The sequence below is a fragment of the Planomonospora sp. ID82291 genome, from assembly GCF_015711645.1.
Lineage (GTDB): Bacteria > Actinomycetota > Actinomycetes > Streptosporangiales > Streptosporangiaceae > Planomonospora.
Genome location: NZ_JABTEX010000001.1, coordinates 1,473,364 through 1,485,954 on the forward strand (window position 1 = coordinate 1,473,364; position 12,591 = coordinate 1,485,954).

The following is a 12,591-nucleotide window of genomic DNA, read 5'->3' on the forward strand; positions in this document are numbered from 1 at the left end:
AAATGCGCGACCAGCCTATGTGGCCCCGAACACGCCGGAACACTCCCTCCCGGAAGGGCTCGGGACGGTCAGGTGGCCGCGCCGTCACGCCGGGACGGCCCCGGTGAACCCGCGGGGTCCTCGTCCTGACCCTGCGGCATGGTCTCGTCCAGCCGTGACACCGACAGGCTCCCGTCCCAGAGACGCTGGGAGGAGACCGCGCGTTCGGGGTCTCCCTCCAGTTCGTTGCCGCCTTCCCGGCCGACGAGCTCGGATCCCTCGGGCGCCTGCTCCGGCGCCGCCTCCTCGTCGGCGAGCAGCTTGGCGCCGGGCGGGTCGACCCTCTCGGGGGAGCCGCCCCGCCGAGCGGTTTCGGCGGCCTCCTCCACGGGCCGGTCGTGGACCTCCTCGCCGGCCCGCTCCTCGGCCCGTTCACTGACATGGCGTGGTGTTTCGCTCATGCCCAGACGCTACCCACGGACCGAGGGAAGATTCTCGCCTCGATCCACGCCCGGACCGCCCGGCCCGCCCGGCCCGCAGCGGTGCCGCGAGAGCGCCGGGCGCCCGTCAGGAGAACCGGACCCGCCGGGACCGTCAGGAGAACCGGACCCGCCGGAACCGCCGGAGAGGCGGGACCCGCCGGTAAGGACCGAGGTCCGCCGGAGCCCCGTAGCGGACCGGTCTCCGGCGGTCCATCAGGAGAGCTGGACCACCGCGCGGGCCTTGGAGAGCACCCGCGAGCCGTCGCACCTGGCGGTCAGGCCGACCACCACGCGCTTGTCCTCGAGCTTCTCCTCGATCACGCCGCTCACCGTGATGACGGCGCCCTTCTCGTCGTCCGGGACGACCACCATGGAGGAGAACCGCACACCGTAGTCGACGACCGCGGCCGGATCCCCGACCCAGTCGGTGACGAAGCGTCCCCCCTGGGCCATGGTGAACATGCCGTGCGCGATGACGTCGGGCAGCCCGACGGTCTTGGCGAAGCGCTCGTTCCAGTGGATGGGGTTGAAGTCGCCCGAGGCTCCGGCGTACATCACCAGGCTCGCGCGGCGGACCGGGTAGTCGGCGGCCGGGATCTCCTGGCCCACCTCGATGTCGTCGTACTTGACCGTCGCGGCCATCAGCCCGCTCCTCCACGCTCGACGATGGTGTTGTAGGTGGTGCAGACGGGCTCGCCCCCGACGGTCGTCACGTCACTGCGCACGGTGATGAACTCGTTGCGGCCGACGCTGCGGATGTCGGTCACGGTCGAGACGCTGACCAACTCGTCACCGGCGTAGATGGGCCGCTGGTACTGGAAGCGCTGCTCGCCGTGGACGACCATCGCGAAGTTCAGGCCGAGCTCGGGATCGGCCAGGATCGCCCCTCCGGCCAGGCTGAACACGATGGGGAAGGTCGGCGGGGCCACGACGTCCGGATGACCGGCGGCCCGCGCGGCCTCCCTGTCCCGGTAGATCGGGTTGTTGTCCCCGATCGCCGCCGCGAACTCTTTGATCTTCACGCGACTGACCTCGTAGGGCGAGGAGGGCGCGGACGCCCGCCCGACGAAATCACGGTTCAGAGCCATCGTGCTCCTTTACGGAATCCGAGCCGGTGAGGCCGACATTAACAGAACAACGTTCGAGAGAGCAGTCTCCCGACGGCCACCAGGAAACCGTAGCCCGGCCGAAGGCCCGGCCGGGTGTGGAGCACGGTCAACACCGCCGGCGGAAAGCTGTCCGGAAACGACAAACCGGCGCCCTCGACAAGGACGCCGGTCGTCGAATGAATATGTGGATGCCGCAGAACTGTAGATCTGCAGAAGCGCTCATCCTCCAGCGGGGTGGAGGGCCGCGCGGAGACTAGCGGGTCTCGCGGTGCGCCTGGTGCGTCTTGCAGTTCGGGCAGTACTTCTTGAGCTCAAGCCGGTCCGGGTCGTTACGCCGGTTCTTCCGCGTGATGTAGTTGCGGTGCTTGCACTCCTGGCAGGCCAGCGTGATCTTGGGCCTAACGTCGGTGGCAGCCACGTGGGAGTGCCTTTCTACGTTCGGGACTGGGACAACCCACGCCAGGGCTCCTTCTAGGGAAGGGAGCCCGGGAGGGTAGTAGCGGAGGCCGGACTTGAACCGGCGACACAACGATTATGAGCCGTTTGCTCTGCCTGACTGAGCTACTCCGCCTTGAGGCCGACGAAATCGACCGGCCTCCGCAAGGATACCCGACTCGCGGAGCGACCGCGTACCTGTGCAGGTCGGAGCCGCTATCAGGGGTTTGCCCTGATATGCCCGCCCACGTGCCGGGAACCTTGAGCATTTCCGGGTGGCTACACCGAGCGCACCCAAGCCAAAAGCCCCAACCATAGGGCCAGGGCGTTCAGGCTGTGGAGCCCCCAAACGGAATCGAACCGTTGACCTTCTCCTTACCATGGAGACGCTCTGCCGACTGAGCTATAGGGGCCTGTCCGTCGTCGCTCTCGCGCTGCGGACAGGTGTAACCATACACGCCCGGCGCGCGCGATGTGAAATCAGATCGCGGCCCCCCGCCGACCGGCCGGGGCCCGGACGTCCCCCTCCCTTCCGCCGGATCCGGATGCCCTGGACGACGCCCCCGCGGGCGTTCCGGCCGATGGAGAATGAGCGGTGCAGGATCGGCGCGGAACCCACCCGCACCGGCCCGCGCACGGACGCACGGACGCACGGACGCACGGACGAACCTGCATACGCACGGACGAACCTGCACGCGCACGGACGCACGGATCTGCACGTCACCGGCCGCATCCGGAAGAAGAGGAGCACATGACGCACATCGAGTTCGGAACTCCGCCGACGCTGCCGACGCCCAACGGCTACAGCCACGTCGCGAGCGTTCCCCCGGGCAGCCGGCTCATCTGGACCTCGGGCCAGGTCCCGATCACCGCGGACGGCACTCCCGCCGTCGGCTGGGAGGCTCAGACCCGTCTGGTCATGCAGAACGTCGGCGCCGCCCTCGACGCGGCCGGAGCGGCCTGGGAGCACGTGTTCAAGCTGACCATCTTCGTCGTCGACACCTCGGCGCTGCCCGTCGTGCGAGCCGTACGCGACGAGTTCATCGATCTGGAGCGGCCGCCCACGAGCTCGCTCGTCCAGGTCGCGGGCCTGTTCCGGCCCGACCTGCTGATCGAGGTCGAGGCGGTCGCCGCGGTGCCCGCCTGACGTCCGGGCCGACGGCCTCCTCCTCCATGATGAGGAGGCGGACTCCGCGCCGAGGTCCGCCGTCCGCCCGCCTCCCGATCGGCGGAGGACCGATGCAGGTGAACGGAGGACCGGTGCAGGAGCAGCGCAGGCAGGCGATCCGGGCGCTCGACGAGAGCGGCCGTCCCCACCTCTACTGGCACGGGGTCGACGCCGCCGGCCACGTGTGGCTGTTCGAGACGGTCATCGACGACGGCGGCGAGTACTGGCCGGTCAAGCACGCCGAACTCGGCGCCGACGGCCTCGCCCGGCAGTACTCGTGGAGCCGCATGGAGGACGAGCACGGTTTCCTGGCCGAAGGCCCGCTCTACCCGGACGACTTCGGCCTGAGCCCGCTGACCGCCGAGGAGTTCGCCACCCTGTGGGCCGCGCTCACCCGGTGACGGGCGTCGCATCCGCCCGCCTCGGCCGCGGCGGCGCTCACCCGCCGCGTGCTCCCCGGTGGTGAAGGACATGACGTCCGCGCACCGATCTCGGTCCCGGCGACCTCGCGCCCCAGACCGGGACCCGAGCGGCAGACGGCGCACCGCCGTCGGATGCCTACGAGAACGATCCGGCGGCGCAGCCGGCCCGTTCCTCGTCGTAGCGTGGAGCAAGCGCACCGTGACGCTGAACGTGGGGCAAGCGCAGTGAGTTCGACGGCACTTACGGCAGTCCGCGCGTCACCGCCGAGCTGCGTGGCCAGGGCATGAGGATCAACCACAAGCGCGTCGAGCGCATCATGCGCCGGTTCGGCATCGTCGGGCTGCACTTGCGCAAGAAGATCCGCACCACCGTCACCGAGCCGTCCGCGTCCAAGGCGCCCGATCTGATCAGCCGGGACTTCACCGCGCCCGCGCCGAACCAGCGCTATGTGGGTGACATCACCTACCTGCCCCTGGCCGACGGCGCGTTCCTGTACCTGGCGACCGTGCTCGACCTGCATTCACGCCGCCTGGCGGGTTGGTCGATCGCTGATCACATGCGTACTGATCTGGTCGTTGATGCGCTGCGGGCCGCCGCTGCGACCCGGGACGGCCTGGACGGAGCGATCTTCCATTCCGATCATGGCAGTCAGTACACCTCGCACCGGTTCGCCGAGGTCTGCGCCGAGCTGGGGGTGCATCAGTCGATGGGAGCGGTTGGCAGCAGCGCCGACAACAGCGCTGCCGAGGCGTTCAACGCCTCGCTCAAGCGCGAGACCCTGCAGGGCGCCCGGTCATGGCCCTCGGCCTGTCAGGCCCGTCTGGAGGTCTTCCGGTGGATCACTCGATACAACACCCGAAGGAGACATTCCGCTCTCGGTCAGCTCAGCCCGATCGACTACGAGCAGACGTCCGATAAGGTGCTGCTCGCCGCATGACAGCCGGTGTCCACACTTCGGGGGGAACCCCCAAGCGGTGTACGCGTTCTTCCTGCGCTGGTCCGGGCGGGGCCTGCCCGAGCGACTCGCCGGACGGTTGCGTGGCCGGCTGCGGATCCGGGCCGGGCGCGGCGAGCTGCCGACGGCCGGGTGCATCGATTCGCAGACCGTCAAGGCGGCCGAGACCGTCGGGGCCGCGGTGTGCGGCTATGACGGAGGAAAGAAGACGAAGGGGCAGAAGCGGCATATTGCGGTCGACACGCTCGGGCTGCTGCTGTGCGTGATGGTCACCGCCGCGTCCGTGCAGGACCGTGATGGCGCGCACCCGCTGCTGGCCCGGTTGCGGGAGAGGTGCTCCACCATCGCGCTGGTGTGGGCCGACGGCGGCTACGCCGGACGCCTGGTCTGCTGGGCGCGTGACGTCCTCGGTCTGGCCGTGGCGATCGTCAAGCGCTCCGACGACGTCCGCGGCTTCGTCGTACTGCCCCGCCGGTGGGTGGTCGAGAGGACGTTCGCCTGGCTGAGCCGCTACCGCCGGCTGGTGCGCGTCTACGAGCGCAGGCCCGACCATCACGAAGCCCTGATCTGGTGGGCCACCGTGCATCAGATGGCCCGCCGCCTGGCCCGCGAGCTGTCCGGTGGGCCGCCCCACGGCCGCTGGAGCGACCCACCGCCGCTTCCGGCTCTGTCCAGCCCCGACCGGCGCGGCAAGGTCCTCGAGCTGCTGGCCGCCCAGCCCTGGCGGGCCTGGAGAGGGGCGGAGCTGGCCGCGATCCTCGGTATCGAGAACGTCAACAGCTTCCGTGTCCAGCTGTCCCAATGGTCCCATCAGGGCCACATCAACAAGATCGGGCCGGCCCTCTACGGTCCCGTGCCCGCGAACGCTTAAGTCTTTGTCAGCAGGCTCTGAGGGATCCCGGAAACCACCAGGGACCCTTCGCCGCCTCCTGGAACCGATCTTCCCCTTGCCGGTCCGTAAAGCCCGCTCGACCGGGGGAACAGCGTCAAGATCATTGCTTGCATATCGGCGGACCGACGGCACGGTCGGTGTTCGGCTGCGCTGGACTGCGTGCCCGAGAAAAGCAGAAGAGGCCCCGGAGGGCCTCTGATCTGCCAGTTCGGCTGGTGGCAGGTGCAGGACTTGAACCTGCGTAGGCTGAGCCGACGGTTTTACAGACCGCTCCCTTTGACCACTCGGGCAACCTGCCGCATCATCCGCGCGAGGCGGCGACATGAAGAAGAATAGCGGACTTCCGGACGCGACGTGACATCGGCGGCACCTCTCGCCGTCGGCCTGTCGCACCGGCGCCTCCGGGCCGCGACCACGGCCCGGCCTCGGCGTCCGGGGCACCGGACAGGAGCAGGTGAACCCGTTCCGAGCCGCCCGCCCTGCCGGCGCCGACCTCCCGACGCCGTCCCTTCATCTGGACCGGTTCAGGCTCCCGTGCCCTCATCGGAACCGGAACCATCATGATGTCTCGACGATCACCTTCATCATGGGTTGACAGGCAAAGCGCTAGGGTCGTCGTGAGAGCTAGAGAGGACAGTCGACGCATGGCCGACAGCAGTTTCGACATCGTCAGCAAGATCGACCATCAGGAGGCCGACAACGCGCTGAACCAGACGGTCAAGGAGATCGGGCACCGGTTCGACTTCAAGGGCACCGGCGCGAGCATCGCGTGGTCCGGCGGTCAGAAGGCCGTCGAGATCAAGGCCAACAGCGAGGAGCGCGCCAACGCCGTCCTTGACGTGTTCAAGGAGAAGCTGATCAAGCGGGGCCTGTCCCTCAAGATCCTTGACCCGGGCGAGCCCAAGCTGTCCGGCAAGGACTACCGCCTCGTGGTCACCCTCAAGGAGGGCATCGACCAGGAGAGCGCCAAGAAGATCTCGAAGATCATCCGAGACGAGGGCCCCAAGGGGGTCAAGGCGCAGATCCAGGGCGACGAACTGCGGGTGAGCTCCAAGAAGAGGGACGAACTCCAGGAAGTCATCGCCCTCCTCAAGGGCAAGGACCTCGACCTCGCCCTCCAGTTCACGAACTACCGTTAACCAGGCGGGTCATCAGCCCTTTGACCTGGGGTTCCGTGATCCCCGTCCTTGATCAGGGCACATCCAGGGCACACGGCCGGGGCCGGAGACCTCCCAAGCCCCGGCCGCTTCCCCGCTCGAAGCAGCACGGCTGCCCGATGCCACGAGATCCGGGGGACATCAGAGCCATCGAGGCCGGAGCGGTTCGCCGCGGTGCTCGGAATCACCGGTCCGGGGGTCGGCACCGCAGAAAGACCTCGGCCTCGTACCCCTGCTCATCCTGCGAAGCCGCGCCCGGACCCGGCGGACGACGCCTACGCGGCCAGGCCGGCGAAGATGACGGCGAGGGTCCGTTCCTGCAGTTCCACGTCCCAGCCGCCCTGCAGGGCGCCTTGGCAGACGCACACCAGCAACGCCATCACCTCGGGCCGGCGGACGTCACCGCGCACCGTGCCCGCGGCCTGCGCCTGGCGCAGCAGCTCGCCCACCGCCTCGTCCAGCCCACCCACCGCCGCCGGGACGCTGACGCCGGCCAGGTCGACCACCGTGCGCTTGGCCGCCGACTGCGCGACCAGCCGACGGAAGAAGACGTGCAGGCCGTCCGCCCCGCCGAGCGTGGCCGCGTCCTCCGCCAGCCGCGCCAGCAGGCGCTTCAGGATCGCCGCCAGCAGGTCGTCCTTGGTCGGGAAGTGCCGGAAGACCGTGCCGATCGCCACGCCGGCCAGCCGGGCCACCTCCTCGGTGGACGCCGACGTGCCGTGGTGCGCGAACACCTCCTCGGCCGCGTCGAGGATGCGCTCCCGATTGCGCCGCGCGTCCGCCCGCATTCCCCGCCCTCTCTTGGAAAATGAGTCGCGACTCATTATCGTAAGTCGAGTCACCGCTCATTTTACCCCGGAGGCAGGCATGACCCCACGCGAGGTCTTCGACCGCATGCGCGAGCGCTGGATCGCCAACGAGACCGTCTTCGACGACGACTCGCTCACCGAGGACGTCATCGTGGAGATGCCGTTCGCCGCCCCCGGACGGCCCAGCCGGGTCGAAGGCCGGGCCGCGGTCCTGGCCTTCATCCGCGCCGGGCACGCCGACCTGCCCTTCCGCTTCGACGACTGCCGCGCGCTGGCCGTACACGACACCGCCGACCCCCGCACGATCGTCGTCGAGTACGAGCTGGCCGCGACGATGACCGCGACGGGGGTCTCCGCCGCGGCCCCGTTCGTCGGCGTGCTGACCGTCCGCGGGGGACGGATCGCCCGCTGGCGGGAGTATCAGAATCCGCTCGCGGTCGCCTCCGCGCTGCAGACCGCGGCGTCCTGACCGCGCTCTCCCCCGGCTCGCCCCACCGCGCTCGCTCGGTCCGGTGGAGCGAGCCGTACCAGCAGGTCCTTGGTGGCGTCGTCGAGATCGGACCGGAGGCGATCGTTGTTCACCGGGCCTGCAGCCCGGCAGGACGGTCACCCCGGCCGTCAGCCGGTGGCGAGCGAGTCCAGCACGTCCTGGGGCGCGGCGCCGAGCCGCTCCCGCTGGGGGAAGCGCCCCACCGGGATGCGGGCGACCTCCTCGGCGGTGGCGTAGTCGATCACGGAGACGACGTCCTGGTTGCTGAGGGAGACGAAGCAGTGCCGGCCGTCCACGCTGGTGGCGGTCCAGTACGGCAGGCTGTCGGCGGTGTAGTGGCGGTACCCGGCGACGGACAGCGAGGGCCGTTCGACGATCGCCACGTAGTCGTCGATCGTCCCCGCCATGCAGAGCTTCCGCTCGTCCCCGGAGAGCGCCATGCCGTGGTGGGCGGAGTTCTGCGGGTAGGCGTCCGGGGACATGGACCGGGCCCTGTCGCTGAACGGCATGGTGACCGTGCGGACGGTCCTGCCGGTGGTCAGGTCGTACTCGATGAACCCGTTGAGGTAGGACAACTGGGCGTACATGTACCTGTTGTCGGCGGTGAACACCGAGGGCCGCACGCCGTAGGCGAACCGGTGGGTCCGCAGGACCTGATGCGTCCGGGCGTCGACCACCGTCACCCGCTTGTCGCCCTTGAGCAGGTTCATCGCCCTGGGCAGCGAGGTGACGCCGATGCTCTGGTTGTACAGCAGCGTCCCGTCCGGGGAGTAGTCGTTGCCGTGCGGATAGGTTCCGGTCGGGAAGGAGGCGACGGGTCGCCCGTCGGCGGTGTCCAGTACCACCGCCTTGGCGGCGGTCAGCGCGGAGACGACGAACTCCGTGCCATCCGGGGAGAGCGCGGCGTGGTCGGCCTTGAATCCCTCGATCTTGTGGCGCCACAGGATCCTGCGGGCCTTGACGTCGAAGGCGACGACGTCGGCGAGGTTGCCGCGGGAGACGTAGAGCGTCCGGCCGTCCGGGGAGAGCGCCATGTCGTCGACGAACTTCCGGTAGCCCTGCGCGGCGTTGACCGCCTCGTACCCGGCTCTCTCCACCGGGTTCATCGCCGCGAGCCGCTCCTCCAGGTCGGGGATCGCGTCGAGCGTGCCCAGGTTCCGGAAGGTGCGGCCGTCGATGAAGCTGACCGTGCCCGCCTGGGCGTTGCCGACCAGCAGCACGTCGCGCAGCGGCTCGGTGCGCGTCGCACCCCAGGCCGCGTTCGTGCCGGCGAGGGTCACGGCGGCGGCGCCCACCGATACGGCCAGCCGACGCAGACGCCTGCGGAGAGCGGTGCGGGTGACAGCCATCTCCGATCCTTTCGACGGCCCCCGACACCAGACATGATCGCTGATTCTGTGTGACCGACATCACAACGCCTAGACGCTCCGGAGCCAAACTCCGGCCACCGGACTGTCATCCGGCGACAAGTCCGACCTCCGCCGCCCTCGTCCCCTCCGCCGCCCCGGCGCCCCTCCAGCGGACCGACGCCCTCCGGCGGACTGGGAGGCCCCCATCGCGGCGACGCCCTCCGGCGGGCCGGGAGGACCCCGCCACGGCGACGCCCTCCTCGGCCGGGAAACACCGGCCCGTGGCCGATTCGTGACCCAACCTTTCGTGTCCCGGCCCCATCTATCCGGATGACGAAAGGATTCCCCGATGGGCCACCTGATCTCCCCCTCACGCGCGCTCGCCGCGCTCGTCCTCGCCGCCGCGGCGGCCACGACCACGATCGCCACCCCGGCGCAGGCGAACACGGGAGCCGCCTCTGCCACCCGCCCCTCGCTCGCCTCGGCGGCCTCCGCCCCGGCCGACGCCGTACGGTACGCCTGGCTGAAGAACTGCACGAAGAAGGAGGACGAGGTCCCCTGCGGCGCCTGGACGTTGAGCCTGCGCAGTGGAAAGACCGTCGAACTGCCCGACGCCCGGGTCCACCCGGTGTCCGCCGGCGGCAAGCCCGACAAGAGCGTCGGCGCCCCTTTCGCGGTCAGCGGTGACGGCCGTGTCGTGAACTACTTCAAGGGCCGCCGGCTCGTCGTCCGGGACGTGGCGAGCGGGAAGGTCCGTCCGCTGCCGGGCAGGGCCGCCGCACTGCCCAAGGGGCTGGGCATGCACGAGGTGGACGTCGCGCTCTCCGCCGACGGCTCGATCGCCGCCGTCGACTACCTGGACACCGCCGCGAAACTGCCCACCCTGGTCGCCGACCTGAAGACCGGCGGAGTCGCCAAGCTGCCCGCGGGCGACACCGTGCTGGGGTTCAGCCCGGACGGCCGACACCTGCTCACCAGCCGGTTCACCGACGACAACACCACCGAGTTCGTGGTCTTCGACACCGCCGGGCGCAGGACCGCCAACCAGGTCGTCCCGCAGGTCGTCTCCAACAACGCGCCGATCGCCCTGGCCGACGACGGCACCACGGTGGCGCTGATCGTCACCGGCGCTTCGGGCGTCTCCCGGCTGCGCACCTACGACCTGGCCTCCGACACCGTCTCCGACGCGGTCCCGCTCGGCATCCCCAAGGGGGAGACCACGCAGCGGCTCTTCTGGGACCCGGCCGGGACGCTGACGCTCTGGACCTCGCGGGAGGACGCGAACGGCACCATCACCTCCGTCGTGCAGCGGACGGTCGCCACGGCGACCGGAACCACCCGCAGACTCGACTCCTTCAAGATCAAGTCCGGCCTCTGGACGTGGTGGTTGCCGGGCGAGTGAGCTCGGCTATCTTCCCTTCCATGGGGAAAATTCATGACAGGATCGACGACCGGCTGCGCGCGTTCATCGGGGCGCAGCCGGTCTACTTCGTTGCGACCGCCCCCGAGCGGGGCGGCCACGTCAACGTCTCCCCCAAGGGATACTCCGACACCTTCACCGTCATCGACGACACCACGGTCGCCTACCTCGATCTCGACGGAAGCGGTGTGGAGACCATCGCCCACCTCCGCCAGAACGGGCGCATCACGATCATGTTCTGCGCCTTCTCCGGCCCGCCCAACATCGTGCGCCTGTACGGCACGGGCCGCGTCGTCGTACCGGAGGACCCCGGCTTTCCCGAACTGCTCGCCAGGTTCGGCCCGCATCCGGGCGTGAGATCGGTCATCATCGTCGACTGCGACCGCATCGCCGACTCCTGCGGCTTCTCCGTCCCCTTCATGTCCTACGACCAGGACCGCACCTTGCTGGACGAATGGGCCCAGCGCAAGGACTCCAAGGCCAAGCGCGCCTACCGCGCCAAGAACAACCGCGAGAGCATCGACGGCATCCCCGGCCTCTCGCCGGGCGAGACCGACCCCGCCGCCCTGCACTCGTAGATCCGGCCCCGGCCGCACCCGACCCGCGTTCCGACCGGCCACCGCCCGCACATCCGACGGGCCGACCGGAACAACCCGCCGCACCCGACACCCCGCCCATCCGGCGGGCCGACCGGAACGCCTCACGCGCACCCGACACCCCGCCCATCCGGCGGGCCGACCGGAACGCCTCACGCTCACCCGACACCCCGCCCATCCGGCGGGCCGACCGGAACGCCTCACGCTCACCCGACACCCCGCCCATCCGGCGGTCCCGTACCCGCCGGACGCGACACCTCACCCGGCGGGTACGGGACCGCCGCCCTCCGCCGTACGGCGGGCCACCCGGGCGGCGGGTTCCCGGGACGACGGGTTCCCGGGCGGGGTTCAGCGGCGGTAGCCGGCCATGCGCTCCAGGCGGGCGACCCGCTCGGCGGTGGGCGGGTGGGTGGAGAACATCCGGCCGATCCCCGAACCCTGGAAGGGGTTGGCGATCATGAGGTGCGAGGCCGAGGCGAGACGGCCGTTCTCCGGGAGCGGAAGCCCTCTGGTCCCCATCTCGATCTTCCGTAGCGCCGAGGCGAGAGCCAGCGGGTCACCGGTCAGCCGGGCCCCCGACTCGTCCGCCTGGTACTCCCGGGAGCGGGAGATCGACATCTGGATCATGCCGGCCGCGACCGGGCCGAGCACCATCATCAGCAGCGCGCCGAGGAAGCCCGGCCCCTCGTCGTCGTCCCCGCCGCCGAAGAACACGCCGACGTAACCGAGGTACGTGATCATCGTGGCGAGCGCCCCGGCCACCGAGGAGGTCAGGATGTCCCGGTTGTAGACGTGTGACAGCTCGTGGCCGATGACCCCGCGCAGTTCCCGTTCGTCGAGGAGCCGGGTGATCCCGTAGGTGACGCAGATCGCGGCGTTGCGCGGGTTGCGTCCGGTGGCGAAGGCGTTGGGCTGCATGGTCGGGGAGAGGTAGAGCCTCGGCATGGGCCGGCGGGCATCGGTGGAGAGCTCGCGCACGATCCGGTAGAGGATCGGCTGCTCGACCTCGCCCACCGGCCGGGCGCGCATCGCGGACAGGGCGATGCGGTCGGAGAGGAAATAGGCGGAGCCGTTGCCCAGCAGGGCGATCACGACTGCGATCCGCACGCCGACGCCGCCCCCCAGCCACGCCCCCACCATGATGATCACCGCGGACAGCGCACCCAGGAGGACCGCGGTGCGCAGACCGTTGTGCCGCACGGCATCTCCTGTCCGGATCGATGCTGCTTCTGCAGTGACGTTGACGGTGGTTCTCCAGTGACGGTGGTTCTCCAGTGACGGTGGTTCTCCAGTGACAACGTCTCCGGCCCGGCCGAGCGTTCCCCGG

General features: G+C 69.9%; 14 protein-coding genes, 3 tRNA genes and 1 pseudogene. 8 read left to right on the forward strand and 10 right to left on the reverse strand.

Translation table 11 applies throughout. The features are described from left to right. Positions 1–68: 68 nt before the first annotated feature. The 6 genes from HS045_RS06390 to HS045_RS06415 all read right to left on the reverse strand — a co-directional run bounded on the left by HS045_RS06390 (position 69) and on the right by HS045_RS06415 (position 2,418). A complete protein-coding gene (locus HS045_RS06390; RefSeq protein WP_196450205.1) occupies positions 69–440 on the reverse strand; it encodes a hypothetical protein in 372 nt (123 codons plus the stop codon). Between the two features lie 234 nt (positions 441–674). After that, positions 675–1,103: a MaoC family dehydratase gene (locus HS045_RS06395; protein WP_196450206.1), complete on the reverse strand. Its 429-nt coding sequence runs from the start codon at positions 1,101–1,103 to the stop codon at positions 675–677. Beyond that, the gene (locus HS045_RS06400) at positions 1,103–1,549 is read right to left on the reverse strand and encodes a MaoC family dehydratase N-terminal domain-containing protein (RefSeq protein ID WP_196450207.1); all 447 of its coding nucleotides are present in this window, start codon (positions 1,547–1,549) and stop codon (positions 1,103–1,105) included. The genes HS045_RS06395 and HS045_RS06400 overlap by 1 nt, the downstream gene beginning before the upstream one ends. Before the next feature lie 274 nt (positions 1,550–1,823). Continuing rightward, on the reverse strand, positions 1,824–1,988 hold the full coding sequence (gene rpmG / locus HS045_RS06405) for a 50S ribosomal protein L33 (RefSeq protein WP_030921771.1): 165 nt from the start codon (positions 1,986–1,988) through the stop codon (positions 1,824–1,826). A gap of 79 nt (positions 1,989–2,067) precedes the next feature. After that, positions 2,068–2,141, reverse strand: a tRNA-Met gene (locus HS045_RS06410). Positions 2,142–2,342: 201 nt separating this feature from the next. Then, positions 2,343–2,418 (reverse strand) — tRNA-Thr (locus HS045_RS06415). Between the two features lie 338 nt (positions 2,419–2,756). Between HS045_RS06415 and HS045_RS06420 the strand changes: the two genes are divergently transcribed. From HS045_RS06420 to HS045_RS06435, 4 genes and pseudogenes are all read left to right on the forward strand, one after another. Continuing rightward, a complete protein-coding gene (locus tag HS045_RS06420) occupies positions 2,757–3,152 on the forward strand; it encodes a RidA family protein (protein ID WP_196450208.1) in 396 nt (131 codons plus the stop codon). Between the two features lie 92 nt (positions 3,153–3,244). Then, entirely contained in the window at positions 3,245–3,574 is a 330-nt protein-coding gene (locus HS045_RS06425) for a hypothetical protein (RefSeq protein ID WP_230883458.1), read from the forward strand. Positions 3,575–3,819: 245 nt separating this feature from the next. Next, a pseudogene (locus HS045_RS06430) lies at positions 3,820–4,533 on the forward strand (IS3 family transposase); the annotation flags it as partial. Beyond that, positions 4,511–5,422 (forward strand): IS5 family transposase, encoded by a 912-nt coding sequence (locus HS045_RS06435; protein WP_307827463.1) that lies wholly within the window; start codon positions 4,511–4,513, stop codon positions 5,420–5,422. The pseudogene HS045_RS06430 and the gene HS045_RS06435, both read left to right, overlap by 23 nt. 234 nt (positions 5,423–5,656) lie before the next feature. On the opposite strand, the gene HS045_RS06440 is transcribed toward HS045_RS06435, so the two are convergent. Next, a tRNA-Tyr gene (locus tag HS045_RS06440) sits at positions 5,657–5,741 on the reverse strand. Between the two features lie 346 nt (positions 5,742–6,087). Here HS045_RS06440 and HS045_RS06445 point away from each other — a divergent pair. Beyond that, on the forward strand, positions 6,088–6,582 hold the full coding sequence (locus tag HS045_RS06445; RefSeq protein ID WP_189237025.1) for a YajQ family cyclic di-GMP-binding protein: 495 nt from the start codon (positions 6,088–6,090) through the stop codon (positions 6,580–6,582). Between the two features lie 293 nt (positions 6,583–6,875). Here the strand turns inward: HS045_RS06445 and HS045_RS06450 are convergent, their stop codons facing one another. After that, positions 6,876–7,388 (reverse strand): helix-turn-helix domain-containing protein, encoded by a 513-nt coding sequence (locus tag HS045_RS06450; RefSeq protein ID WP_196450211.1) that lies wholly within the window; start codon positions 7,386–7,388, stop codon positions 6,876–6,878. Positions 7,389–7,467: 79 nt separating this feature from the next. On the opposite strand from HS045_RS06450, the gene HS045_RS06455 reads away from it, so the two are divergent. After that, positions 7,468–7,878: a nuclear transport factor 2 family protein gene (locus tag HS045_RS06455; protein WP_196450212.1), complete on the forward strand. Its 411-nt coding sequence runs from the start codon at positions 7,468–7,470 to the stop codon at positions 7,876–7,878. Positions 7,879–8,027: 149 nt separating this feature from the next. On the opposite strand, the gene HS045_RS06460 is transcribed toward HS045_RS06455, so the two are convergent. Beyond that, positions 8,028–9,248: a YncE family protein gene (locus HS045_RS06460; RefSeq protein ID WP_196450213.1), complete on the reverse strand. Its 1,221-nt coding sequence runs from the start codon at positions 9,246–9,248 to the stop codon at positions 8,028–8,030. A gap of 349 nt (positions 9,249–9,597) precedes the next feature. On the opposite strand from HS045_RS06460, the gene HS045_RS06465 reads away from it, so the two are divergent. Next, complete coding sequence (locus HS045_RS06465) at positions 9,598–10,650, forward strand: hypothetical protein (protein ID WP_196450214.1); 1,053 nt, start codon at positions 9,598–9,600, stop codon at positions 10,648–10,650. A 20-nt stretch (positions 10,651–10,670) separates the two neighbouring features. Next, complete coding sequence (locus HS045_RS06470; RefSeq protein ID WP_196450215.1) at positions 10,671–11,246, forward strand: pyridoxamine 5'-phosphate oxidase family protein; 576 nt, start codon at positions 10,671–10,673, stop codon at positions 11,244–11,246. 366 nt (positions 11,247–11,612) lie between these two features. On the opposite strand, the gene htpX is transcribed toward HS045_RS06470, so the two are convergent. Continuing rightward, positions 11,613–12,464 (reverse strand): zinc metalloprotease HtpX, encoded by an 852-nt coding sequence (gene htpX, locus HS045_RS06475; protein WP_196450216.1) that lies wholly within the window; start codon positions 12,462–12,464, stop codon positions 11,613–11,615. Positions 12,465–12,591: the final 127 nt, after the last annotated feature.